Origin of the sequence: Pseudomonas putida, assembly GCF_028682395.1 — a bacterium.
Taxonomy (GTDB): domain Bacteria; phylum Pseudomonadota; class Gammaproteobacteria; order Pseudomonadales; family Pseudomonadaceae; genus Aquipseudomonas; species Aquipseudomonas putida_AB.
Genome location: NZ_JANHLC010000002.1, coordinates 22434 through 45210, shown reverse-complemented (window position 1 = coordinate 45210; position 22777 = coordinate 22434). Strand labels below are relative to the sequence as shown.

Sequence of the window (22777 nt, the reverse complement as noted above, 5' to 3'; positions counted from 1 at the left end):
TAGCGAATTGTCGACGAACGGAATGTTCCTGGTGCTGCCGGGGCTGTGTATCTAGTCCCTGAGCTTGAGTCGTGCCAGCGCCTGCTCGGCCAGTCGCCGCGTCAACTCGGCGCTCGACAGGTCGCGTCCCAGGCCCAGCGCCTGGCCAGACCAGAGATTGGCGAAATCGGCTTCATCCTTGGCCCGCAACGGCATCAGCGCGCCGCCGGCCAGCGGAAAGGCCGGGGCCTTGGCGTTGATCGGCCCCAGTTCGCGCATGACCCGGTTGACGATGCCCCGGGCTGGTCGCCCGGTAAACAGGTTTGTCAGGGCGGTATCGCTGTCCTTGGCAGTGCGCAGGGCCTGGTGATGGCTGGGCGAAACCTTGGCCTCGGGGGTAAACAGGTAGGCGGTGCCGACCTGGGCCGCCGAAGCGCCGAGCATCAGGGCCGCCGCAAGGCCGCGGCCATCACCGATGCCGCCGGCGGCAATCACCGGAACGCTGACCGCATCGGCAATCTGGGGCACCAGGGCGAGGGTGCCGACCTGGGTATTGAGGTCATCGCTGAGAAACATGCCGCGATGGCCGCCCGCTTCGTAGCCCATGGCGATGATTGCGTCACAACCGTGCTGTTCCAGCCAGATGGCCTCGGCCACCGTGGTGGCCGACGATAGCACCTTCGCCCCGGTCGCCTTGACGCGGTCGAGCAGCGGTTTGGGCGGCAGGCCGAAATGGAAGCTGACCACCTCGGGGCGTAGCTCCTCGATCAAGGCACAGCCTGCTTCGTCGAAGGGCGCGCGATTGGAGACGGGCGTCGGGGCATTGAAGTCCACGCCAAGCTCACGGTAGTAGGGCTCCAGGGCCCGTTTCCAGGCCGCTTCACGGACGGCGTCCGGCGCTGGTGGTTGATGGCAGAAAAAATTCAGATTCAAGGGGCCCTGGCTTGCCTGGCGAATGCTCAGCACTTCCTGGCGGACCTGCTCGAGGGTCAGCATGGCGCAAGGCAGTGAGCCCAGGGCGCCGCCCTTGATGGCGGCAATCACCATGGCTGCGGTCGTGGCGCCGGCCATGGGGGCCTGGATAATCGGCAGTTCGATGCCCAGCAGATCCAGGATACGCGTATCAGGCCACTGACTCATGCAAGGATGTCCTTCTGAAAAGGTGGGAGGCAGGCCGGTGGTTGTAACAGCAGTGCGCGCCCGTCTCAACTGTCTTGTGGTGTGAAAAGAGCGCGGCAAGGCTGCTGCGCCCATGCTAGAAAGCACTTTAAGATTTAGCATAAAACTTAATTAAAACAGTTAGTTGTATATCTATATTAAAGTACTTTATTGCCTAGCCGGCGACTCGAAATGTCAGATTGATTCTTCGCTCACCCCAGTCGGGATGCTCGCCTGCAGACAGCGGCATGATCCCGTGAAAGCGCAGGCGATCCTCGCCACCCCAGACCACCACGTCGCCGTGGAGCAGAGAAATGCGTGCGGGTTTATCGCTGCGTTGGTGACCACCAAAGAGAAAGGTGGCTGGCAGGCCCAGCGAAACCGAAACAATAGGCGCGGCGAAATCGCGTTCGTCACGGTCCTGATGCAGGCCCATGCGTGCACCGGGGCGATAGCAGTTGATCAGGCAGGCGTCGGGGACGAAAGCGCCAAAGCCCGTTGCTGCAGCGGCCTGGCCGGCGAGGTCGAGAAACACCTCGGGCATGGACGGCCATGGCTGGCCACTCAGGGGATCGAATGCACTGTAGCGATAGCCGAAGCGATCACTGATCCAGCCAAGCGCACCGCAACAGGTCGTGCTCGCCGACAAACTCAGGCCCGACGGTGTGACCAGATGGCGCAAGGGCGCCAGGGTCATCACCTGATTGAGCGGTGCGAGCAGCCGGTCGGCGAAATCCAGGGCAAAGCCTCTTAGTACGAAAGCCTCGCGCCCAATGCCGAGCGTCCTGGGTGGCTGCTCGACATCGCTGAACAGATCAGGCGTCATCGTCGCTTACAGCGCCTTGCTGACCTTGATGTCGCTGATGACTTCGCCTTGGGTGCCGTGGATGGCCTCCAGGGCTGCGCGGGCTTCGGCTTCGCTGCCGGTCTGGAGCTGGGCAAACTCGAAACGGCGTTCACCGTCGAGCTTGTACTTGATGACGTACTTGGTGGTCTGGGTCACGGTCTTTCCTGGGCCTGCCTAGCGCAGTTTCGAGCTGGAGCGGCGGATGATGCGGATGGAATGAGTCAGGTTGGGTTTGCGCGTCACGCTGATCGGGCGCCGATTGACGGTGTCGATGGTGATATTCCAGAACCCGGTGCTGGGGATGGTGATCTTGGCCGGGAACTGGTCGAACGCGCCGCCATGGTAGGTGTGCCGTCCACCATTTTTGAAGCTGCGGAAGTTGGCGTCGTTCATCAGCCGGATATTGCAGACCTGGGAGCAGTCGATCACGACAATGTCGTCTTCGTTCAAGTGCTCGCGCTGGTGGATGAATTTCATGGGCGCCTCCAAACGGCTTTTTCTACACAATCAAAACAATAGCTTGTGCCGTGGGTTTTTCGGGTCGCCACGGGGCGCCCATTATGGGGCCGGCGAGGGGCGGACTTGAGTATTTTTTTCTTTGTTTTCCAGATTAATCCGTCTTTTCAGGGAGAAAATTCCAACGGGTCTTGTCGTAAGGGTCTTTAAGCGAGGTTTACCGGATGAAGCGGGGAGTTTGGGTCATGGTGCTGGCGATCAGTGGCTGTACCACAGTGGCGGATATCGAGCAGACGCCCCCGTCGATGAATGTCATCTCCGGGAAAAAGCCGGATGCCTATGCTCGCTGTGTTTCCGACAAGCTGGCTGGCAGTCGCGAGCCCGCGGTCGTACAGGCCCGCGAAGACGGCTACCGGGTGATTATCGCCCAATCGCTGTCCTCAGCACCGGCGGCGGTGTTCGATATCGAGGAGCGCTCGGGCGGCAGCAGCATCAAGGTGCACGAGTTTCTCGCCAATCTGCCATTACGCTCGACACAAGTGCGCGATGCCGCGACCCAGTGTATTTCCGGCTAGGGCACCTACCTTGAGCCGGGCGCATACGCCTCGGCAGCGAGCCTCCTAAAGGCCCGACGCTTCCAAAGAAAGCGTCGGGCCTTTGCTTTGGTTGAGGCAGTGCTCTAGGCACATTTCGACTTGCGGGTCACGCTTTGGTCACTTTTTGGTTGATGTCAAATTGTCGCAGGGTTTAAAGTCATATTCTTTTCCGTGATAAGCATATAACTAGAAAGATGAGGAGAGAGCCATGATCCCGTTGGATCGAGCACTGTTGGGCGGCTTGTTGTTCGCGTTGCTCAACACCGCCCAGGCGGCAGATGGGCAAAAGGTCATGACCCAGGGTGGCGCGCAACCAGGCGCCATGGCCTGTATCGCGTGCCATGGTCCCGATGGCATGGGGATGGCAGCGGCAGGTTTTCCGCGCCTGGCCGGCCTGCCCGCCGCCTACCTGAGCAAGCAGTTGCATGATTTCAAGGCCGGCACCCGCAGTAACCCGGTGATGGAGCCGTTGGCCAAAGCCCTGACTGAAGAAGAAATCGCCGCGGTCACCCAGACCCTGGCCGCGCTGCCTGCGCCCAAGACACCGCAACTGGCCCGTAGCGAAACGCCGACCAATGCTGTCGAAAAACTGGCCCTGCAAGGTGCTTGGGATCGTCAGATTCCGGCCTGTAGCAGCTGCCACGGCCCAGGTGGCGTCGGCGTCGGTGATGCCTTCCCGCCATTGGCCGGCCAACCGGCCAGCTACCTGGTCGCCCAACTCAACGGCTGGCGTGACGGCACGCGGCGCAATGATCCCAACGACCTGATGGGCCACATTGCCAAGTCCATGACCGCTGAAGAGGTTAAGTCAATCGCCGATTATTTCGCTTCCCTGACCGCCCGGGAGGTCAAATAATGAAACGTCTGATGCTCAGCCCTTTGCTGTTCGCCCTGGCGCCATTGAGCGCGCTGGCGGCACCGATTGCCATGGAAGACCAGTCGCAGATCAAGGCGCCGCCTGCCAGCAGCCATGTGGGCGAGTACTTCCAGCCGCCGAGTGAAAGCGAACTGCCGGATAACGCCTACGGCAAGATGGTTCGCCAAGGCTATGCGCTGTTTGTCGACACCAAGCGCCTGGCGCCGCAGTACGTCGGCAACGGGCTCAACTGCAGCAACTGTCACTTGGATCAGGGGCGTCTGGCCAACTCGGCACCGCTGTGGGGGGCCTACCCGATGTACCCGGCCTATCGCAAGAAAAACGACAAGGTCAATACCTACGCCGAGCGTCTGCAAGGGTGCTTTCAGTTCAGCATGAACGGCGGCAAGCCACCGGCGGCGGATAGCCCGGAGATCACGGCGCTGTCGGTGTACGCCTACTGGCTTGCCAGTAAGGCGCCGATTGGTGTCGAGCAGCCAGGCCGTGGCTACCCGGATGTCGTGCAGCCGGCCAAGGGCTTCGATATCAAGCGCGGCGCCAAGGTTTACCAGGAGCAATGCGCGGTTTGCCACGGTGCCGATGGCCAGGGCCAGAAGGTCGGCCAGGACTACGTGATGCCGCCGTTGTGGGGTAAGGACTCCTACAACTGGGGCGCGGGCATGCACCGGGTCAATACGGCGGCATCGTTTATCAAGCACAACATGCCCCTGGGCAAGCCGGGCTCGTTGAGCGATGAGCAGGCCTGGGACGTTGCAGCTTATGTCAACAAGCATGAGCGCCCGCAGGATCCGCGCCTGATCGATGGCTCGATCGAGAAAACCCGCGAGAAGTTCCATGCCAACGATGGCATCAACTTCTACGGCCAGAAAGTCGATGGAGTTCTGGTCGGGCAAGGTATCAAGTAAACTGCACGCCGATTGGAAAATGCCGTCAACGCGCAAGGCGTTGGCGGCATTGTTATGGGTGGAGTTCAAATGAAGCGCGAACAGGTTAGAGAACGGCATGCCGAAGGCCATATTTCGGCAACCCATGTGATTCAGAACCCGGCGAACTCGGGGGAGTGGATCGTGTTTTTCAAGAAAAGCGCAGGGCGTAGCTTCTTTCTGGTCGACGACAACGATGAAGTCGAGTCCTTTGCCCGCCTGGACGATTTGATCGAGACGGTACGCTCACTGGGCATCAAGTTCGCCGAAATCCATATGTAGGCTTGAGCCTACTTGCAGACCACCACCACGCTGCGACTCTTGTAGTTACCGACATCCACGCCCAGGGTTTTCTCGCTTTCCTTGGGGGCCGGCGTGCCGTCGGTGCCCCTGATCTCGTACTGCGCGCCCGCGCAGGACTCACTGGCTTTCTCATAGCAGGCGGCCCAGGAATTGGCTTCGCCCGAGCAGTCGATGGTCAGCCCTTGCTCACCGTTGTTCAGGTAGGTGTCGGAGACGGTGGCGCAACCGCCCAGTACCACGACCGCCATCAGTGCCATGCATGTTTTCATCAATGCGTTTTCATCCAGAAATAAGGGAGGCGGCCCGCTGTCCGAGGGCACGCTATAGCGAAGTGCCATGCAGGTATAGAGCGCAAGGAAACGCCCCGGTTCCCACGCTAGCTCAGCCGGCATTCAGCGCCCGAATGGGCCGCTCGTAAAGGGCGTCTGACGCAATATTTACAGCGCCGAGGAACTATCTGGCCTAGGATTTCTCTATCTTGGCATCGGTAGGCCATCAGCGGGGCATTGTAAGGTGAACGCCGCCTGATTAGACTGCGCCGAAACTCGTAAGCCCAGCCTTTTTAAGGACTCATATGATCAAGAAATGCTTGTTCCCAGCAGCCGGTTACGGCACTCGCTTTCTGCCAGCGACCAAAGCCATGCCCAAGGAAATGCTGCCGGTGGTGAACAAGCCACTGATCCAATACGGTGTAGAGGAAGCCCTGGAAGCCGGGCTGAGTGAAATCTCCATCGTGACCGGCCGCGGCAAGCGCGCTCTGGAAGATCACTTCGACATCAGCTACGAGCTGGAAAACCAGATCAAGGGCACTGACAAGGAAAAATACCTGGTCGGTATCCGTCGCCTGCTGGACGAGTGCTCATTCTCCTACACTCGCCAGACCGAAATGAAAGGCCTTGGGCACGCGATCCTGACGGGCCGCCCACTGATCGGCGACGAGCCGTTTGCTGTGGTGCTGGCAGACGACCTGTGCGTCAACCTGGAAGGCGACGGCGTCCTGACCCAGATGGTCAAGCTGTACAAGCAATACCGCTGCTCGATTGTCGCGATCCAGGAAGTCGACCCGCAAGAAACCAACAAATACGGCGTGATTGCCGGCGAGATGATCGGTGACGACCTGTACCGCATTCGCAACATGGTCGAGAAGCCAGCGCCGGCAGATGCACCGTCGAACCTGGCCATTATCGGCCGCTACATCCTGACCCCGGATATCTTCGACCTGATCGAGCAAACCGAGCCAGGCAAGGGCGGTGAAATCCAGATCACCGACGCGCTGATGAAGCAGGCGCAAAACGGTTGCGTTATTGCCTACAAGTTCAAAGGCAAGCGCTTTGACTGCGGTGGGGCAGAAGGCTACATCGAAGCCACCAACTTCTGCTTTGAAAACTTCTACAAAACCGGCAAGGCGTACTGATTCAGCCGCCTGAACGGAACTGAAAAAACCACCTGAGGGTGGTTTTTTCATTTATGGACCCCATGTAGGAACAGCACTGGCCCTGAGGACAGCAAGGGCTGTGCTGTGTGCCTGCCTAGGAGAGTGAAATGGCCTACGATTTTGATTTGTTTGTAATTGGCGCCGGTTCCGGCGGTGTCCGTGCCGCGCGGTTTGCTGCGGGCTTCGGCGCGAAGGTGGCGGTGGCTGAAAGCCGCTATCTGGGTGGGACCTGTGTCAACGTCGGCTGCGTTCCGAAAAAACTCCTGGTCTATGGCGCTCATTTCGCCGAAGACTTCGAACAATCCCAGGGATTTGGTTGGTCATTGGGCGAAGCTCAATTCGACTGGGCGACCCTGATTGCCAACAAGGATCGCGAGATCCAGCGCCTCAACGGCATCTATCGCAACCTGCTGGTCAACAGTGGCGTCAGCCTGTACGAGGGCCATGCCAAGCTGGTCGGGCCCCATGAGGTCGAGATCAATGGTCAGCGGTTCAGCGCCGAGCATATTCTGATCGCCACGGGCGGCTGGCCGCAGATCCCCGAGATCCCCGGGCGCGAACACGCCATCAGTTCCAACGAGGCGTTCTACCTCAAGTCCTTGCCCAAGCGCGTGCTGGTAGTGGGTGGCGGCTATATCGCGGTCGAATTCGCCGGGATTTTCCATGGCCTGGGCGCGCAGACCACCCTGGTTTACCGCGGCGAGATGTTCCTGCGCGGTTTCGATGGTGCCGTGCGCAAACACCTGCATGAAGAGCTGAGCAAGCGCGGTATGGACCTGCAGTTCAATGCCGATATCGTGCGGATCGACAAACAGCCTGACGGCAGCCTCAAGGCGACCCTCAAGGACGGCCGCGAGTTGCTGGCCGACTGCGTGTTCTACGCCACGGGCCGGCGACCAATGCTCGACAATCTGGGCCTGGAAAACACCGCAGTAAAACTCGACAAACGCGGCTTTATCGAGGTTGACGAGCAATATCAGAGCAACGAGCCATCAATCCTGGCCATTGGCGATGTGATCGGGCGAGTGCAACTGACGCCGGTGGCGCTGGCCGAAGGCATGGCTGTGGCGCGTCGTCTGTTCAAACCCGAGCAGTATCGTCCGGTGGACTACCAGATGATTCCGACGGCCGTCTTCAGCCTGCCGAACATTGGCACCGTTGGCCTGAGCGAGGAGCAGGCCCGCGAAGCAGGGCACAAGGTGCAGATCTTCGAGAGCCGCTTCCGGGCGATGAAGCTGACGCTGACCGATTGCCAGGAGCGGACCCTGATGAAGCTGGTGGTCGATGCCGACACCGACAAGGTGCTGGGTTGCCATATGGTGGGGCCGGAGGCCGGCGAGATTATCCAGGGTCTGGCGATTGCGTTGAAGGCCGGGGCGACCAAGCGTGATTTCGACGAAACCATTGGCGTTCACCCCACCGCGGCGGAAGAGTTCGTGACGATGCGTACACCACTCGTAAACTAATCGCGGGCCTCTGGCCCGGCGGTTGGCGGCCAGAGGTCGTGACGCCCCTGGCAGTGGCCGGTACACTCCCGGCCTACTGCTATGTGACGCGATGGTCATGTCACCGTCGCAGAAATCCGCTAGAGTCGCGGATATGGTTTTCTTCTATTTATAGAGTCACTTGATAGAGAAACCTAATCAGTAGTATCAGCTTTGCCAATGAGCCAATCGGCAGAGCCATGGGTATGATTCACCCATCAACTTTTTCAACCCTGACGGAGAGTCAACGATGCCTATCATCAACAGCCAAGTTAAACCCTTCAAAGCAACTGCATTCAAAAATGGCGCATTCGTCGAAGTGTCGGACGCCGATCTGAAAGGCAAGTGGTCTGTGGTGTTTTTCTACCCGGCTGACTTCACCTTCGTTTGCCCAACCGAGCTGGAAGACCTGGCAGACAACTACGCCGAATTCCAGAAACTGGGCGTTGAGATCTACAGCGTTTCCACCGACACCCACTTTGCCCACGCTGCCTGGCACAACACCTCGCCAGCTATTGGCAAAATCCAGTACACCATGATCGGCGACCCTACGCTGACCATCTCGCGCAACTTCGACGTGCTGATCGAAGAAGCGGGTCTGGCTGATCGCGGTACTTTCGTGATCAACCCAGAAGGCCAGATCAAGATCGTTGAACTGAACGACGGTGGCGTAGGCCGCGACGCTTCCGAGCTGCTGCGCAAAATCAAGGCCGCTCAGTACGTTGCTGCGCACCCAGGCGAAGTGTGCCCAGCCAAGTGGAAAGAAGGCGAGGCCACTCTGGCTCCGTCTCTGGACCTGGTCGGCAAGATCTAAGTCTGTGAGTCAGTCAAGGGCGGTCATCCGCACTTTCTAAGTAAGCCGCACCGCCCTATAACGCCCGGGTGGTAGACACCTGGGCGTTGTTATTTCTACAGAATGAACAAAGGAGATCGCCCATCATGTTGGACGCCAATCTTAAAGCCCAGTTGAAGTCGTACCTGGAACGGGTCACCCAACCGATCGAGATCGTCGCCTCCCTCGATGACGGCGCGAAATCTCAAGAAATGCTGGCCTTGCTCAAAGATGTGGCCAGCCTTTGCGACAAGATTACCTTGCTCGACAACGGCAACGATGCGCGCAAGCCTTCGTTCTCGCTGAACCGCCCTGGAGCCGATATCAGCCTGCGTTTCGCCGGTATCCCCATGGGGCACGAATTTACTTCGCTGGTGCTGGCCCTGCTGCAAGTCGGCGGCCACCCATCGAAAGCCAGCGCCGAAGTGATCGAACAGATCCGCTCGCTCAAGGGCGAGTTCAACTTCGAGACCTACTTCTCGCTGTCCTGCCAGAACTGCCCGGACGTGGTTCAGGCGTTGAACCTGATGGCGGTGCTCAACCCCAATATCCGCCACGTCGCCATCGACGGTGCGTTGTTCCAGGATGAGGTCGATCAGCGTCAGGTCATGGCTGTTCCCAGCGTGTACCTGAACGGTGTCAACTTCGGTCAGGGCCGCATGGGCCTTGAAGAAATCCTCGGCAAGATCGACACCAGCGCCATCGAGCGCCAGGCTGAAAAGATCAGCGCCAAGGAAGCTTTTGACGTGCTGGTGGTCGGCGGTGGTCCAGCCGGCGCTGCAGCGGCGATCTACGCCGCGCGCAAAGGTATTCGCACCGGTGTTGCTGCTGAACGCTTTGGCGGCCAGGTACTCGATACCATGGCCATCGAGAACTTTATCTCGGTCCAGGAGACCGAAGGGCCGAAACTGGCCATGGCCCTGGAAGAACACGTCAAACAGTACGACGTCGATATCATGAACCTGCAACGTGCCGACAAGCTGATTCCCGGCCAGCATGGCGAGCTGCACGAAATCCACTTTGCCAGCGGTGCCTCGCTCAAGGCCAAGACCGTGATCCTGGCCACCGGTGCACGCTGGCGCGAAATGAACGTGCCCGGTGAGCAGGAGTACCGCAGCCGCGGTGTCGCCTACTGCCCACATTGCGATGGCCCGCTGTTCAAGGGCAAACGCGTGGCGGTCATTGGCGGGGGCAACTCTGGTGTTGAAGCGGCCATCGATTTGGCCGGTATCGTGGCCCACGTGACACTGCTGGAGTTCGATGTACAACTGCGCGCCGATGCGGTTCTGCAGCGCAAACTGCACAGCTTGCCGAACGTGACCGTGATCACCCATGCCCAGACCACCGAAGTAACCGGCGATGGGCAGAAGGTCAATGGCCTGCGCTACAAGGATCGGCAGTCTGGCGAGATCCATACGGTCGAACTGGAAGGGATCTTTGTACAGATCGGCCTGCTGCCGAACACCGACTGGCTCAAGGGGACTGTCGAGCTGTCGAACCGTGGCGAGATCGTGGTCGATGCCCGTGGCGAGACCTCGCTGCCCGGTGTGTTCGCCGCCGGCGACGTGACGACCGTGCCGTACAAGCAGATCGTGATTGCTGTGGGCGAGGGCGCCAAGGCTTCGCTGAGCGCCTTTGATCACCTGATCCGCAGCTCGGCGCCGGCTTGAGGCCGACAGCGGACTGATTCGGACGCGATGGCCGTAGCCCTGTTGAAACCGAGCCGATTCGGACGACGGATTCAGGCATTGGTGTTGGTATAGGGCTGTTGTCAGTCCTGAAACAAGAAAGCCCCATGATTGCTCATGGGGCTTTTTCTATGCCTGGGTTTCAGGCATCGGCCAGGGGCGCGGGTTGGATGATCTCGACCCAGTAATTGTCCGGGTCCTTGATAAACGCCAGGCTCTTCATGCGCCCATCGTTCAGGCGCTTCTGGAAATCAACACCCAGTTGTTCGAAGCGCTCGCAGGCTGCCCGGATATCCGGCACCGAGATGCAGATATGGCCAAAGCCGCGTGGGTCGGTATTACCGTTGTGGTAGGCAAAGTCCGGATCGTTTTCCGTACCATGGTTATGGGTCAGCTCGAGGATGCCGGGGATCGATTTCATCCACTCGGTACGCTCGGCGGCATCGGCCGGGATCTGGGCTTTATCGACCAGGGCGAGGAAGTACAGGCTGAACTCGGCTTCCGGGAAGTCACGCTTTTCCACCAGGGAGAAACCCAGGATGCGCGTATAGAAATCCAGGGAGCGGGTGATGTCCTTGACGCGCAGCATGGTGTGGTTGAACACGAAGCGGGCGGTGGCGCTATCGGGTTGCGCCGTGACGCCTGGGAATGAATTGAGTGCTTGCAGGCTCATGGGCCCTCCGTAAAAGAAATGAAAACCTGATACGGAATGATACGGACTTGCCCGGCGCAATGCCAAATCGCTGAGCGCAGGCATAAAGAAGCCCGCCGAAGCGGGCATGGGGCGCTAGTCCTTTAGCAGCCTTCATCCTGGAAGAGTGGATGTGAAAAAAATGTGAAATCTCACGGAGGTAAAGAGTGTTTTATCTGAAAGCTGAAAATAACGAAGTAGTCGCAAGAAGATTGTCTGCAACTTTTTGCGGGGTACTACGAAAGAAAGGGAATAAGCCTGCAAATAGCTAGGCCCATAGGTTGGAATGAGCGAGAGAGAGTTGCGATCAGCGCACTAAAGTATTAACTCGCCCAGCATAGGCAAGGCGAGTAGTGGGCGATACAAGAGTCGGCTCAAACTTGTAACCAGCTATCAACGGTGCCGGCACCGTACTGCTCTTTCCAGGCCTTGAGTCCGCGGTGGTTGCCACCTTTGGTTTCGATCCGCTCGCCAGTGTGGGGGTTGCGATAAACCTTCACCACCCGCGGCCGACGCTGCTTGGGAGCCGTAGTAGCCAGGTTGCCTGGGTTGGGGGCGAGAATGGCAATGATATCCCGCAGGCTCTTGCCATAGGTCTTCATCAGGTCCTGAAGAGCGCTCTCGAACTCGATTTCTTTCTTGAGGCGGGTATCGTTTTTCAGGGCCTCGAGTTGAGCGATCTGCTCTTTGAGTGCCTTCTCGGCAGCGCGAAATTCTGCAAGTTTGGACAAGATCTTTACTCCATCAGCGTAGGCGGTCGACAGGATCATCCTTGGATAAGGCGATAAGCGTGGCGCATTCGGTTAACGGGCCCCCGTGCGGGGGGATGCAACGACAATAATAGAACTCATATCAGTCATTAAGTTTTGATATGAGATGTACGCACTGAAAAAAAGTGTAGTTGCTAATGGGTGGCCGGTAAATGATCTATCTCTATGGAATGGCTGAAAATCAACCACGAAACAGCGACAGCGCCATGTAGTCGTTGCCGCGTCAGGTCGCGCCCAAGCACTTAAGGAAGTCGGCCGGCGGCATGGGCCGTGCAATAAGGTAGCCCTGCAGAAAGTCGACGTGGTGTCCCAATAGATAGTCGCGCTGCTCGCGCGTCTCGACGCCCTCGGCAACGATTCCCAGGTTCAGTTTGCTGCACAACTCGATAATGCTGTCGAGGATATGTCGGGACAGGACATCGTCGCCGATCATTGCGACAAAGCTCTGATCGATCTTCAAGTAGTCGACATTGAGCGTACGCAGGTAACTGAGACTGGAGTGCCCGGTCCCGAAGTCGTCAATGGCAATCATCACCCCCAGTTCGTGCAACTCACGGAAGAGTTGGTGCGTCACCGGCCCTGGTTCGATCAGCTCACGCTCGGTCAATTCCAGCACGAGGATGACCTGTCCCGGCTTGAAGGCCGCTAGAAATTCGCGGCAGTCCTCGACCAGGTCCAGTTCATGGCAGTGTCCGGCCGTGATATTGATGCCCAGGTGAAAGCCGGGGCTCAGTTTGTCGGCGTGGGGGGCCAGCAGCTTGGCGGTCTGCCGCATCAGCGAACGGGTCATCGGCATGATCAGGCCCGATTGCTCGGCAAAGGGAATAAACAGGTCCGGGCGCACCAGGCCCTCGCGCGGGTGTTGCCAGCGCATCAGCACTTCAGCCCCGGCCCAGGCCTCATCCTCACCGCGGACCACCGGTTGGAAGTAGGGGATAAATTCCTGTGCTTCCAATGCCCGTTGCAGTTCGTGGGTCGGCGCCGATGCGCGCTTCTGCATCCAGCGGGTGCTACCGCCGGCCAGTGCGCCAAGCAGGACCAGCAAGCCGAATAACACAGGATACTCGGCCTGCATGTAGCGCCAGACCTCTCCCTTGGGGAAACCGGCTTCGATGCTGTAGGCAAAGCGGTTGGACGTGACTTGGTTATCCGCCACCGGGAAGACTGGCGGAGCCGAGTCGCGGACCTGGCCATCGGCTGCGATCCAGTGCTCGCCCACCTTGAAGAAGAGCCGGGTCTTGTGGCTGATCAAGGAAAGGATATTGCTCAGGTGAAAGCCATCGATGGCGACCAGGGCGCTGCGTTCTCCATCCGCGATGCGGTAGATCAGCACACCCGAACCTGGGGTGACGGGATTGCCGTCCATGAGACGGAGTGTGCCGTCGACGTACTGGCTGGGATCGAACGGTTCGTTGAAGTCACCAAACAGCGAGCTGCAATACAGGATGTTGTTATTGACCAGATTGGTACTGCGTACAAAAGGCCGTCGTGTTACCTGATCGCGCAGGGCAAACAGGTTCTTCGAGCACTCCTGTCCGGCCAGCGGCAGGAGTTCGCCAGCTGAGCGAGCGGCGTGGCCGAGCATCAGGTCGAACTGCTTGACCGAGTCGTTGGCCGCCTGCAGGGAGATCTGCTGGAGCGTGCGCTCGGCCTGCCAACTGAGCATAAGCAGGCCCAGAGTAATGGGAAGCAGGCCGGCGACCAGCGCCAGGCCATGGCGAGCGGACCAAGAGCGCGGGCCGGTGGCAGTCAAGGGCATTCTATACGCCTTACCTCAATGGAGGGCTGTCGTGGGGGAGGGCCGTGGGCCATCCATGCGGGAGCACAGCTAACGCCATGATAGACGGCTTGGCTGCACTGGGGTTCAGTTTTGGCGTGAGTTTACGGCCATCTTGATAAAAGCCTGGGCCGCCGGCGATGCCCCGCGCCGATCCAAGACTGCCAGGCCGACGGTTCGCTTGAACAGAGGCCTGAGGGGGATTTTTTGCAGGCCCGGGCCCAGCACCTCAGAAAGCGCGCCTTCGGCGACCAGGGTGATCGCTGCACTACGTTCGACCGTCGCCAGGGTACTGAGCAACTGGGAGCAGCGGTAGTGGATGTTTGGAACCAGGCGCTGCGCGGCATTGGGCGCCATGTCGACCCGTGATGCTATGGCTGGCTACACTGATGCAAGGAGAGGCCGATATCACGGCGATTGCTGCGCTGGATGCTCGGCACTGACGTGGTCTTGGCTACCTGGGGTGTTTGCTTCAGCGCTGGCCTGTATTGGGTATTACATGGGCGCAGGTGGGCTGCTGATTCTCGCCGGACTGTACCTGTGCAATCGGCCAGTGGTGAATCGTGGAGCGGGAAGTAGGACAAACCGTATTACGGTATGTAGAATCCGCTTACGCATACAAGAATAATGACTTCTGGAAACAGAAGCCTCGCCCAGCAGAGAACGGCGAAATGAAAACACTCGGTTTCCCACTGATCTACGGCGACTTCCTGGCCCGCAGCGTGCGTGGCATCTCCTGCGCGCCACCCGTGCGCGTCTGCATCCTCAATGACTAACGTTCCGTTAATTCTAAAAATGATGATGAGGCGCCACCATGACAGATATCTTCGAAAACCCCATGGGCCTGATGGGCTTTGAGTTCATCGAGTTCGCATCGCCGGTTCCCAATACCCTGGAGCCGATCTTCGAGATCATGGGCTTTACCAAGGTGGCCAGCCACCGCTCCAAAGACGTGCATCTGTATCGCCAGGGCGTGATCAACCTGATCCTCAACAACGAACCCCATAGCGTCGCCTCCTACTTTGCGGCCGAGCATGGCCCGTCGGTCTGCGGCATGGCTTTTCGCGTCAAGAATGCGCAGAAGGCTTACACCCGTGCCCTGGAGCTGGGCGCCCAGCCCATCGAGATCAAGACCGGTCCTATGGAGCTGCATCTGCCGGCCATCAAGGGCATTGGCGGCGCACCGCTGTATCTGATCGACCGCTTTGGCGAAGGCAGCTCGATCTATGACATCGACTTCGTGTTCCTCGAAGGCGTCGACCGCAACCCACCGGGTGCGGGCCTGAAAATCATCGATCACCTGACCCACAACGTTTATCGCGGGCGCATGGCCTATTGGGCCAACTTCTACGAGAAGTTGTTCAACTTCCGCGAAATTCGCTATTTCGATATCAAGGGTGAGTACACGGGCCTGACTTCCAAGGCCATGACCGCCCCGGACGGCATGATCCGCATTCCGCTCAACGAAGAGTCGTCCAAGGGCGCCGGGCAAATCGAAGAGTTCCTGATGCAGTTCAACGGCGAGGGCATCCAGCACGTGGCGTTCCTTACGGACGACCTGATCAAGACCTGGGACCAACTGAAGAAGATCGGCATGCGCTTTATGACCGCGCCACCGGATACCTACTATGAAATGCTCGAAGGCCGTTTGCCCAATCACGGCGAGCCGGTAGATGAGCTCAAGGCCCGTGGCATCCTGCTGGACGGCTCGTCCGAGGCCGGCGACAAGCGTCTGTTGTTGCAGATCTTCTCGGAAACCCTGATGGGCCCGGTGTTTTTTGAATTTATCCAGCGCAAGGGCGACGATGGCTTTGGCGAAGGCAACTTCAAGGCACTGTTCGAGTCCATCGAGCGCGATCAGGTGCGCCGCGGCGTGCTCAACGCCGAGTAACCCCGGCGCCGCCTTGTTGGTGCAAGCGGGCTTGCGTCAACAAGGCGGGCTGCGGGCCTGGGTCTAGATATCCAGGCAGATCTTGCCGAAGTGCTGATTGCTTTCCTGGTAGCGAAACGCTTCGACGATTTCGCTCAGCGGGAAATGGCGATCGATCACCGGGCGCATAGTCGAAGCGTCCAGCGCGCGGACCATATCCTGTTGCTGGGCCCGGCTTCCCACCAGTACGCCTTGCAGGCGCAGTTGCTTGACCAGCGCCAGCACCAGCGGGAAATTGCCCGCGACACCGGTCAAAATCCCAATCAATGAAATCTGCCCGGCCACACGGGCGGCGAGCATTGATTGCTCCAGGGTGGCTGGCCCACCGACATCAATCACATGGTCGACACCGCGCCCACCGGTCCACTGGCGGGCGGTCTCGCCCCAGTTGGGGGTCTTGCGATAGTTGATCAGATGGTCCGCCCCCATGGCTTCCAGCCGCTCGAGCTTGGCATCGCTGGAGGAGGTAGCAATGACCCGGGCGCCGGCCAGTTTGGCGAACTGCAGGGCGAAGATCGAGACGCCGCCCGTGCCCTGGACCAGCACCGTATCGCCCGGTTGTAGGGCACCATCGACCATCAGCGCACGCCAGGCGGTCAGCCCGGCGGTGGTCAGGGTCGCCGCTTCGGCGTGGCTATAGCCTTGGGGCGCGAGGGTAAAGGCACAGGCCCGGGCGGTCACGTGCTCGCGGGCGTAGCCGTCGATGCCGTCGCCAGGCACAGTGGCAAAGCCTTCGACCAATGGGGTGCCGTCGATCCAGTCAGGGAAAAAGGTGCTGACGACCGAGTCGCCGACCTTGAATTCGCTCACGGCCGAGCCCACCGCCGTGACCACGCCGGCGCCGTCGGCCATGGGAATACGCCGCTCGCTGGGCCCCCACATTCCGCTGACCACGGCAAAGTCATGGTAATTGAGGGAGTTGGCATGCAGGCGCACACTGATTTCGTGGGCAGCGGGGGCACGCACTTCACTGTTGCCGAGTACCACACGATCGTAGCCGCCGCCGGCTTCCACATAAAGCGTCTTGTTGGTCATGGCAGGGGTTCCTGGTCGCTAGAGGGATAAGAGAAAGTACCTGAAGAGGCGTGCAGGACAACAGTAGACCTTGTGCCCGCTTCCATGGGCGCGAAAAATCCGGCGGGTGTGGATTTCTCTTAACAAAACTCTTCAGCGCTTGCGTATACATCGTTTAGTTGACTTTAAGAATATTACTTAAGTCATTGAATATACAAGATATAAAATCCGATATAGGGTTGGCACGATAGTTGAGAAGGGCCCTTGGCATTCAACAATAACAAGGTGCTCAGCCATGAACTTCCGTGCTCGCTTATCCGCGACCCCCTACCGTTGCAAATACCTCTGGGCCGCGCTGCTGCTCAGTGGTGCCGCCCCAACCCAGGCCACCGAAGGGGGCGGATCGTCCTGGCCGATGGGGATCGAAAACTACCTGATGGGCGCAATCCCCGCGCCGGGCTTCTATAGCCAAGTGTTTGTCGGCAACTACCTGGCCGACACCCTGCGCGGTAACGACGGGCGCAAGTTGGCGGTCGACCTCGATCTGCGGGTCACCACTGTCGTGCCGCGCTTTATCTGGGTCAGCGAACAGCAGTGGCTGGGCGGTAGCCCGGGTTTCCATGCCTTGCTACCGCTCAACGATATGCGCATCAACGTCAATGGTGCCCATGATCACAAACGCGGGATCGGCGATGCACACTTGGGACCGTTTCTCGGTTTCCACCACAGCGATAAGTTGCACACGGCCCTGGGGGTCGACTTTGTGCTGCCCACAGGCGCCGAATACGACAAGGACGATGCCATCAACCTGGGCAACCACTACAGCACCGTGCAAGCGGTATACGCCGTGAGTTATATCGACCCCCAGGGCCTGAACGCCGATATCCGCCTGATGCACGAATACAACTTCGAGAACCCGGCCACCGACTATCAGTCCGGTCGCGAACTGCACGCCGACTATGCCCTGGGCTGGGGCGTGGGCAACTGGGTGCTGGGGGTGGGCGGCTATGCCTATCGGCAGATCAGCGATGATCGGGTCGATGGCCGGCGGCTGGCCGACAATCGCGGGCGCTCCTTCGCCATCGGGCCGTCGGTGCAATACCGCAATGCGGCTGGCTGGTCGTTAAGCGCCAAATGGCAGGGAGAGAGCGGGGTGCGCAACCGGGCCGAAGGCCAGGCCTATTGGCTCAAACTGACTGTTCCCCTGTAGCGCGCTGCAGCCCTGCCACTGTGAGGTGGCAGGGCACGGGTTACTTGTCCTTGAGGCGATAGCTTATCTGGGCACGGCTCATGCCCAGCATCTGCGCCGCAGCGGTGATATTGCCCGCGGACTTTTCCAGGGCCAGGTCGACCAGCAGCCCTTCGATCTCCTTGAGTGACGCCCCCAGCTCGCGCTCGCGGCCCTGGACAAAGGCCTGGAGCTTGTCGAGCGTGGCTTGGGCCGGCGAGGGCCCGGCACCGGGCTGCTGAGTCTCATAGGCCCGCTGCAGCAATTGTGCGTCGGCCTCGGCCTTGTCCCGCTGCTCGCGGGTGGCGGCCAATGAGGACAGCTTGCCCTCGGTGGTCAGCCCGACCGGCGTGGCCATATTCTGCGTGCCGCCCTGGGACAAATGGATCACATCCATCACTTCACCATCGGCGGCGGCGATCACGCCTCGCTCGATCAGGTTTTGCAGTTCGCGAATATTGCCGGGAAAACGGTGGGTCAGCAGCGCATTGACCAGGCGCGTACTCAACCCACCCAGCGTACGGCCGTGGCGGGCGCTGAAGGTGCGCAGGAAATGGTTGATCAGCAACGGGATATCTTCGCGTCGCTCGCGCAGTGGCGGCAGGTGGATCGGAAAGACATTGAGGCGGTAGAACAGGTCCTCGCGAAAGCGCCCGGCTGCCACTTCATCGAGCAGGTTCAGGTTGGTGGCGGCGATGACCCGCACATCCACCCGAATGACCGTGCTGCCGCCGACCCGTTCGATCTCGCCTTCCTGCAGGGCGCGCAGGATCTTGCTCTGGGCGCTCAGGCTCAGGGTGGCGATCTCATCGAGAAACAGGGTCGCACCGTCGGCCCGCTCAAAACGCCCGGGACGGGAGCGATCGGCACCGGTAAAGGCCCCGCGCTCCACCCCGAACAACTCGGCTTCCACCAGGTTTTCCGGCAGTGTCGCGCAGTTCAGGGCAATCATCGGTAGGTGGCGCCGGCTACTGGACTGATGCAGGGTCCGGGCGAACAGTTCCTTGCCCACGCCCGACTCACCGGTCAGCAGGACCGTGGCCTGGGTCGGGGCGACACGTTGCAGCAAATGGGTGGCCGCGATAAAGCTCGCGCAGATACCGACCATCTGTTTGTCGTCCGCACCGGGCTCGGCCAGTGCGTCGGGGGCCGGGCTGGCCGGCGCCACATGGCTGCTACGGCTAAGGAACTCACTGGCATCGAAATGAGCCAGATCGGCCTCGACATCCTCCCAGAGCTGCGCCGGCTTGCCGATGATCCGGCAGGCTTGCTGGCCGGTGGCACGGCACTCGACCTCGCGAAACACGATCAAGCGGCCCAGCAGCGATGACGCATAACCGCTGGCATAGCCGATCTGCATCCAGCAGGCGGCCTCGCTGCCAATGCCGTTGGCGGCGATATGGACATCGTCCTCGATGCTGTTGTGCCAGAGAAACTCGGCATAGAAATGGCCGATGCCACTGTCGATTTCAAAGCGGATCACCTCGGCCCGCAGCATGCCCTTGAGCATATGCAGGCGCGGCCCGGCGGAAAACAGACTGGCATGGTCGCCGGCCGGCCACTGCTCGTTGACCTTGGCCGCATCCCGGGCACCGGCCTGCCAGCCGATCCGCGTCAGCAGCCCGCGGGCGCGTTCTGCACCGAGCGCATGGGCCAGCTCACTGCGGATGGCGCCGAATGACGACGCCTGCAGCAGCATCATGCGCTGGCCGCACAGCCAAATATTGCCGTCGTCGGGGGCAAAGGTCACCGTTTCGGCCAGATGGTCGGCCGAGGGGTAGCCGCTGAGGTCGAACTGGATGGTGCGGTCCACGAGCAATGGTTTTTTCTGGCGCAGCAATTGCTCGATGAAATCCTCTTCGGGGCCTCGAACGGGCGGGATCTGGGTAGGGCGTGACATAGGCAGTTACAACACCAGGCAAGGGGCGTTCAGTATGCCCCGGACGGTCGAAGGGTCAATCGTAACGATGGTCGATGCTCCTGATCCCAGGGCTTTGCTGTTCGATAATCGAACGGGAATCTGGTCAGCAGAAGAGGGTGGCGAGCCTTGCGCACGCTGCTGATTTTTCTGCATAAATTTCTCAGGCACTGAAGGCCCACGGCGGCACAATAGTTCATGTAAAACCTCCATTAATTTAATAACCTCATGATAAATAACGATAAAAACAAATTTAATCTCATCTGGCACAGTCCTTGATAAAGCCAGTGACCCACTTTTATAACAACAGGGTCATTTGCTTATGAAAACTCCATGCCTTGCTTATGAGCACCTTGAACAGCAACCCATCGCGGGCACCTGGCGCGTCGGCCGGGGCGACCGCCAGCTGGCTGTCAGCGATCCCTTTACCGGTAAGACACTGCTGAACCTGCCCCTGGCCAACCGCGAAGATCTGGACGAGGCTTTTCGCACGGCCCGCGAATGCCAGGTGGCCTGGGCGGCCAGCGGGCCGTCGACGCGGGCCGACGTGATGCTGCGTGCCGTGGCGATCTTCGATCAGCGGCGCGAAGAGATCATCGACTGGATCATTCGTGAGTCCGGCAGTACCCGCATCAAGGCGCAGATCGAATGGGGCGCTGCCCGCGCCATTACCCAGGAGGCGGCCAGCCTGCCCAGCCGGGTTCACGGGCGGATCCTCGCGTCGGATATCCCCGGCAAGGAAAGCCGGGTCTATCGCAAGCCCCTGGGCGTGGTCGGGGTGATCAGCCCCTGGAACTTCCCGTTGCACCTGACCCAGCGCTCCCTGGCGCCCGCCCTGGCCCTGGGCAATGCCGTGGTGGTCAAGCCGGCCAGCGATACGCCGGTCACGGGTGGCCTGTTGCTGGCGCGGATTTTCGAGGAGGCCGGGTTGCCGCCTGGGGTACTGAGTGTGCTGGTCGGCGCCGGGGCCGAGATTGGCGATGCCTTTGTCGAGCACCCGGTACCGGGCTTTATCTCCTTTACCGGTTCGACGCCGGTGGGCCGCAATATCGGGCGGATTGCCAGTGGTGGCGAGCACCTCAAGCACCTGGCGCTGGAACTGGGCGGCAATAGCCCCTTTGTGGTGCTGGCCGATGCCGATATCGAGCAAGCCGTGAATGCCGCCGTGGTGGGCAAGTTTCTCCACCAGGGGCAAATCTGCATGGCGATCAACCGGATCATCGTCGAACAGCCGCTGTACCAGGCGTTCACTGAACGCTTCGTGGCCCGGGTCAAGGCTCTGCCGGTTGGCGATCCGAACCTGGCTGAAACGGTGGTGGGGCCGGTGATCAATGCCCGCCAATTGGCCGGGCTGCTGGCGAAAATCGCCACGGCCAAGGCCGAAGGGGCGACGGTGCTGGTCGAGGGCGTAGCCCAGGGCAATGTGCTGCCCCCTCATGTGTTTGGCGATGTCAGCAATGACATGGAAATCGCTCGCGAAGAGATCTTCGGCCCCCTGGTCGGCATCCAGTGCGCACGCGACGAAGCGCACGCCCTGGAACTGGCCAATGCCAGTGAATACGGGCTCTCCAGCGCGGTCTTCACGGCCAGCCTGGAGCGCGGCGTGCAGTTCGCCCAGCGGATTCAGGCCGGCATGACCCATATCAATGATATTCCGGTCAATGACGCGCCCAACGCGCCGTTCGGTGGCGAAAAGAACTCGGGCATCGGCCGTTTCAATGGCGACTGGGCCATTGACGAGTTCACCACCGACCACTGGATCACGCTGCAGCACGCGCCGCGCGCCTATCCGTTCTGACGCTAACAAAACCAACAACAAAAACAGGAGAACACCATGTCCTTACCTGCCTTTCCTCGGGCGGCGGTGCGTGCGGCTATCTGTCTTGCCGTGCCGCTGGCCTGCCTGTCCCTGCCTGCCGTTGCCGACGGCGACGGCCAATGGCACGGCGGCGCGAATGTCTACGAGAAGCTCTGTGGCCATTGCCATGAAGCCGGTGTCGGCCCGCAGATCAAGGGCCGCCAATTGCCGGCGCAATACATTACGGCAGTGGTGCGCCATGGTTTTCGTGCCATGCCGGCGTTCCCGGCGAGTTTTATCGATGAAAACGCCCTACAGCAAGTTGCCGAGTACATCTCGACGGCTACTGCCGCACCGGCCAAGCCATGAAGGAGACGCCCATGAATCTTGATCGTCGTACCGTGCTCAAGGGCGCGGCGCTGGGTGGCCTGGCCGGCGTGGGCCTGAGTGTGTCCGGGCTATCCCTGGCCAACGGTGCCCTGGGTGGCCAGCCGCCCATCCGGCGGCCGGACCTGCTGCTGGTCGCGGCAGGGGCCGAGTCGGCGTTTGTCCAGGGGGCCCAGGCCGCAGCCGGTGGCCAGCGGCTGGCGGTGGAACGCTGCACGGCCGATCTGGCCTATCTGCGCTCGATCGAGCAGCGGTTGCGCAGTGGCAAGCCGCTGCGCCTGATCGGTCTGGTGGATGACGCCAGTGCCGAGTTGCTGGTCGAACTGGCCCGCAGTGCCGGGGCCCGGGTGCAATGGCTCGGGCAGCACAGTGCCAGCGCCGATGCCTCCCAGCACCGTGTGCTGAGCGCCGAAGCGGCCCATGGCTGTGCGGCACAACTGGGGCAGCAACTGAATGCGTGCGGCAGCGGCTTCGTCCTGCACGAGCAACGGCCCCTCGGCGGGCGTGAGCCCCTGGCCCTGGCTGCGCGCCAGCGTCAGGCCGGTGTGTCGTCGCAATGGGCCACGACCCTGGGCTTCGCCCTGGCTGCACTGGGCACCCCACATACCGCCACGGCCCCGCTGGTTGCCACCTCGGCCCCCCTGCGCGGGCATTTCGTTTCGTTCTCTATCGAGACGTGAAGGAGT

Annotated in this window: 24 protein-coding genes; 13 read left to right on the top strand and 11 right to left on the bottom strand. The window is 60.4% G+C overall.

The window, feature by feature from the left end; genetic code table 11:
- Window positions 1–51: 51 nt before the first annotated feature.
- The 4 genes from NPS46_RS05585 to NPS46_RS05570 form a co-directional block, all read right to left on the bottom strand.
- Window positions 52–1119: an NAD(P)H-dependent flavin oxidoreductase gene (locus NPS46_RS05585; RefSeq protein WP_274105441.1), complete on the bottom strand. Its 1068-nt coding sequence runs from the start codon at window positions 1117–1119 to the stop codon at window positions 52–54.
- A gap of 193 nt (window positions 1120–1312) precedes the next feature.
- A complete protein-coding gene (gene alkB / locus NPS46_RS05580; protein ID WP_274105440.1) occupies window positions 1313–1963 on the bottom strand; it encodes a DNA oxidative demethylase AlkB in 651 nt (216 codons plus the stop codon).
- A 6-nt stretch (window positions 1964–1969) separates the two neighbouring features.
- Complete coding sequence (locus NPS46_RS05575; protein ID WP_274105439.1) at window positions 1970–2140, bottom strand: hypothetical protein; 171 nt, start codon at window positions 2138–2140, stop codon at window positions 1970–1972.
- Between the two features lie 18 nt (window positions 2141–2158).
- Entirely contained in the window at window positions 2159–2461 is a 303-nt protein-coding gene (locus NPS46_RS05570; protein ID WP_274105438.1) for a DUF1883 domain-containing protein, read from the bottom strand.
- Between the two features lie 203 nt (window positions 2462–2664).
- Between NPS46_RS05570 and NPS46_RS05565 the strand changes: the two genes are divergently transcribed.
- The 4 genes from NPS46_RS05565 to NPS46_RS05550 all read left to right on the top strand — a co-directional run bounded on the left by NPS46_RS05565 (window position 2665) and on the right by NPS46_RS05550 (window position 5118).
- Complete coding sequence (locus NPS46_RS05565; RefSeq protein WP_274105437.1) at window positions 2665–3015, top strand: hypothetical protein; 351 nt, start codon at window positions 2665–2667, stop codon at window positions 3013–3015.
- 229 nt (window positions 3016–3244) lie between these two features.
- Window positions 3245–3892, top strand: coding sequence for a c-type cytochrome (locus tag NPS46_RS05560; RefSeq protein ID WP_274105436.1), 648 nt, complete (start codon window positions 3245–3247; stop codon window positions 3890–3892).
- A complete protein-coding gene (locus tag NPS46_RS05555) occupies window positions 3892–4818 on the top strand; it encodes a c-type cytochrome (RefSeq protein ID WP_274105435.1) in 927 nt (308 codons plus the stop codon). The genes NPS46_RS05560 and NPS46_RS05555 overlap by 1 nt, the downstream gene beginning before the upstream one ends.
- Before the next feature lie 69 nt (window positions 4819–4887).
- On the top strand, window positions 4888–5118 hold the full coding sequence (locus NPS46_RS05550) for a hypothetical protein (protein WP_274105434.1): 231 nt from the start codon (window positions 4888–4890) through the stop codon (window positions 5116–5118).
- 8 nt (window positions 5119–5126) lie between these two features.
- On the opposite strand, the gene NPS46_RS05545 is transcribed toward NPS46_RS05550, so the two are convergent.
- On the bottom strand, window positions 5127–5408 hold the full coding sequence (locus tag NPS46_RS05545) for a hypothetical protein (RefSeq protein ID WP_274105433.1): 282 nt from the start codon (window positions 5406–5408) through the stop codon (window positions 5127–5129).
- Window positions 5409–5713: 305 nt separating this feature from the next.
- Between NPS46_RS05545 and galU the strand changes: the two genes are divergently transcribed.
- The 4 genes from galU to ahpF all read left to right on the top strand — a co-directional run bounded on the left by galU (window position 5714) and on the right by ahpF (window position 10560).
- Window positions 5714–6553, top strand: coding sequence for a UTP--glucose-1-phosphate uridylyltransferase GalU (gene galU / locus NPS46_RS05540; RefSeq protein ID WP_274105432.1), 840 nt, complete (start codon window positions 5714–5716; stop codon window positions 6551–6553).
- 128 nt (window positions 6554–6681) lie between these two features.
- Window positions 6682–8040: a glutathione-disulfide reductase gene (gene gorA, locus NPS46_RS05535; RefSeq protein WP_274105431.1), complete on the top strand. Its 1359-nt coding sequence runs from the start codon at window positions 6682–6684 to the stop codon at window positions 8038–8040.
- Window positions 8041–8308: 268 nt separating this feature from the next.
- Window positions 8309–8872: an alkyl hydroperoxide reductase subunit C gene (ahpC, locus tag NPS46_RS05530; RefSeq protein WP_100941167.1), complete on the top strand. Its 564-nt coding sequence runs from the start codon at window positions 8309–8311 to the stop codon at window positions 8870–8872.
- Between the two features lie 125 nt (window positions 8873–8997).
- Window positions 8998–10560: an alkyl hydroperoxide reductase subunit F gene (gene ahpF / locus NPS46_RS05525; RefSeq protein WP_274105430.1), complete on the top strand. Its 1563-nt coding sequence runs from the start codon at window positions 8998–9000 to the stop codon at window positions 10558–10560.
- A gap of 160 nt (window positions 10561–10720) precedes the next feature.
- Here ahpF and gloA read toward each other — a convergent pair whose 3' ends face one another.
- From gloA to NPS46_RS05505, 4 genes are all read right to left on the bottom strand, one after another.
- Window positions 10721–11251, bottom strand: coding sequence for a lactoylglutathione lyase (gene gloA, locus NPS46_RS05520; RefSeq protein WP_274105429.1), 531 nt, complete (start codon window positions 11249–11251; stop codon window positions 10721–10723).
- A gap of 392 nt (window positions 11252–11643) precedes the next feature.
- Window positions 11644–12000, bottom strand: a complete 357-nt coding sequence (locus NPS46_RS05515) for a histone-like nucleoid-structuring protein, MvaT/MvaU family (RefSeq protein ID WP_274105428.1) — start codon at window positions 11998–12000, stop codon at window positions 11644–11646.
- A 262-nt stretch (window positions 12001–12262) separates the two neighbouring features.
- A complete protein-coding gene (locus NPS46_RS05510; protein WP_274105427.1) occupies window positions 12263–13798 on the bottom strand; it encodes an EAL domain-containing protein in 1536 nt (511 codons plus the stop codon).
- A 105-nt stretch (window positions 13799–13903) separates the two neighbouring features.
- Window positions 13904–14173, bottom strand: coding sequence for a LysR family transcriptional regulator substrate-binding protein (locus NPS46_RS05505; RefSeq protein WP_337994233.1), 270 nt, complete (start codon window positions 14171–14173; stop codon window positions 13904–13906).
- A 457-nt stretch (window positions 14174–14630) separates the two neighbouring features.
- Here NPS46_RS05505 and hppD point away from each other — a divergent pair, with 457 nt between their 5' ends.
- Complete coding sequence (gene hppD, locus NPS46_RS05500) at window positions 14631–15707, top strand: 4-hydroxyphenylpyruvate dioxygenase (protein ID WP_274105426.1); 1077 nt, start codon at window positions 14631–14633, stop codon at window positions 15705–15707.
- 63 nt (window positions 15708–15770) lie between these two features.
- Here hppD and NPS46_RS05495 read toward each other — a convergent pair whose 3' ends face one another.
- Window positions 15771–16781, bottom strand: a complete 1011-nt coding sequence (locus NPS46_RS05495; protein ID WP_274105425.1) for a zinc-dependent alcohol dehydrogenase family protein — start codon at window positions 16779–16781, stop codon at window positions 15771–15773.
- 274 nt (window positions 16782–17055) lie between these two features.
- Here NPS46_RS05495 and NPS46_RS05490 point away from each other — a divergent pair, with 274 nt between their 5' ends.
- Window positions 17056–17970, top strand: a complete 915-nt coding sequence (locus tag NPS46_RS05490) for a SphA family protein (RefSeq protein WP_274105424.1) — start codon at window positions 17056–17058, stop codon at window positions 17968–17970.
- A 40-nt stretch (window positions 17971–18010) separates the two neighbouring features.
- Here NPS46_RS05490 and NPS46_RS05485 read toward each other — a convergent pair whose 3' ends face one another.
- Entirely contained in the window at window positions 18011–19888 is a 1878-nt protein-coding gene (locus tag NPS46_RS05485; RefSeq protein WP_274105423.1) for a sigma-54-dependent Fis family transcriptional regulator, read from the bottom strand.
- A gap of 340 nt (window positions 19889–20228) precedes the next feature.
- Between NPS46_RS05485 and pchA the strand changes: the two genes are divergently transcribed.
- Genes pchA through NPS46_RS05470 form a run of 3 tightly spaced genes read left to right on the top strand, consistent with a single transcriptional unit; the run spans window position 20229 to window position 22771 of the window.
- The gene (pchA, locus tag NPS46_RS05480) at window positions 20229–21704 is read left to right on the top strand and encodes a 4-hydroxybenzaldehyde dehydrogenase (protein ID WP_274105422.1); all 1476 of its coding nucleotides are present in this window, start codon (window positions 20229–20231) and stop codon (window positions 21702–21704) included.
- Window positions 21705–21740: 36 nt separating this feature from the next.
- Window positions 21741–22073 (top strand): c-type cytochrome, encoded by a 333-nt coding sequence (locus NPS46_RS05475; RefSeq protein WP_274105421.1) that lies wholly within the window; start codon window positions 21741–21743, stop codon window positions 22071–22073.
- An 11-nt stretch (window positions 22074–22084) separates the two neighbouring features.
- The gene (locus NPS46_RS05470) at window positions 22085–22771 is read left to right on the top strand and encodes a hypothetical protein (protein WP_274105420.1); all 687 of its coding nucleotides are present in this window, start codon (window positions 22085–22087) and stop codon (window positions 22769–22771) included.
- Window positions 22772–22777 lie beyond the last annotated feature (6 nt).

Coding starts and splice junctions, on each gene's coding strand:
- NPS46_RS05585 (WP_274105441.1), bottom strand. CDS start 1,119: ATGAGTCAGTGGCCTGATACGCGTATCCTGGATCTGCTGGGCATCGAA.
- alkB (WP_274105440.1), bottom strand. CDS start 1,963: ATGACGCCTGATCTGTTCAGCGATGTCGAGCAGCCACCCAGGACGCTC.
- NPS46_RS05570 (WP_274105438.1), bottom strand. CDS start 2,461: ATGAAATTCATCCACCAGCGCGAGCACTTGAACGAAGACGACATTGTC.
- NPS46_RS05565 (WP_274105437.1), top strand. CDS start 2,665: ATGAAGCGGGGAGTTTGGGTCATGGTGCTGGCGATCAGTGGCTGTACC.
- NPS46_RS05560 (WP_274105436.1), top strand. CDS start 3,245: ATGATCCCGTTGGATCGAGCACTGTTGGGCGGCTTGTTGTTCGCGTTG.
- NPS46_RS05555 (WP_274105435.1), top strand. CDS start 3,892: ATGAAACGTCTGATGCTCAGCCCTTTGCTGTTCGCCCTGGCGCCATTG.
- NPS46_RS05550 (WP_274105434.1), top strand. CDS start 4,888: ATGAAGCGCGAACAGGTTAGAGAACGGCATGCCGAAGGCCATATTTCG.
- NPS46_RS05545 (WP_274105433.1), bottom strand. CDS start 5,408: ATGAAAACATGCATGGCACTGATGGCGGTCGTGGTACTGGGCGGTTGC.
- galU (WP_274105432.1), top strand. CDS start 5,714: ATGATCAAGAAATGCTTGTTCCCAGCAGCCGGTTACGGCACTCGCTTT.
- gorA (WP_274105431.1), top strand. CDS start 6,682: ATGGCCTACGATTTTGATTTGTTTGTAATTGGCGCCGGTTCCGGCGGT.
- ahpC (WP_100941167.1), top strand. CDS start 8,309: ATGCCTATCATCAACAGCCAAGTTAAACCCTTCAAAGCAACTGCATTC.
- ahpF (WP_274105430.1), top strand. CDS start 8,998: ATGTTGGACGCCAATCTTAAAGCCCAGTTGAAGTCGTACCTGGAACGG.
- gloA (WP_274105429.1), bottom strand. CDS start 11,251: ATGAGCCTGCAAGCACTCAATTCATTCCCAGGCGTCACGGCGCAACCC.
- NPS46_RS05510 (WP_274105427.1), bottom strand. CDS start 13,798: ATGCCCTTGACTGCCACCGGCCCGCGCTCTTGGTCCGCTCGCCATGGC.
- NPS46_RS05505 (WP_337994233.1), bottom strand. CDS start 14,173: ATGGCGCCCAATGCCGCGCAGCGCCTGGTTCCAAACATCCACTACCGC.
- hppD (WP_274105426.1), top strand. CDS start 14,631: ATGACAGATATCTTCGAAAACCCCATGGGCCTGATGGGCTTTGAGTTC.
- NPS46_RS05495 (WP_274105425.1), bottom strand. CDS start 16,781: ATGACCAACAAGACGCTTTATGTGGAAGCCGGCGGCGGCTACGATCGT.
- NPS46_RS05490 (WP_274105424.1), top strand. CDS start 17,056: ATGAACTTCCGTGCTCGCTTATCCGCGACCCCCTACCGTTGCAAATAC.
- NPS46_RS05485 (WP_274105423.1), bottom strand. CDS start 19,888: ATGTCACGCCCTACCCAGATCCCGCCCGTTCGAGGCCCCGAAGAGGAT.
- pchA (WP_274105422.1), top strand. CDS start 20,229: ATGAAAACTCCATGCCTTGCTTATGAGCACCTTGAACAGCAACCCATC.
- NPS46_RS05475 (WP_274105421.1), top strand. CDS start 21,741: ATGTCCTTACCTGCCTTTCCTCGGGCGGCGGTGCGTGCGGCTATCTGT.
- NPS46_RS05470 (WP_274105420.1), top strand. CDS start 22,085: ATGAATCTTGATCGTCGTACCGTGCTCAAGGGCGCGGCGCTGGGTGGC.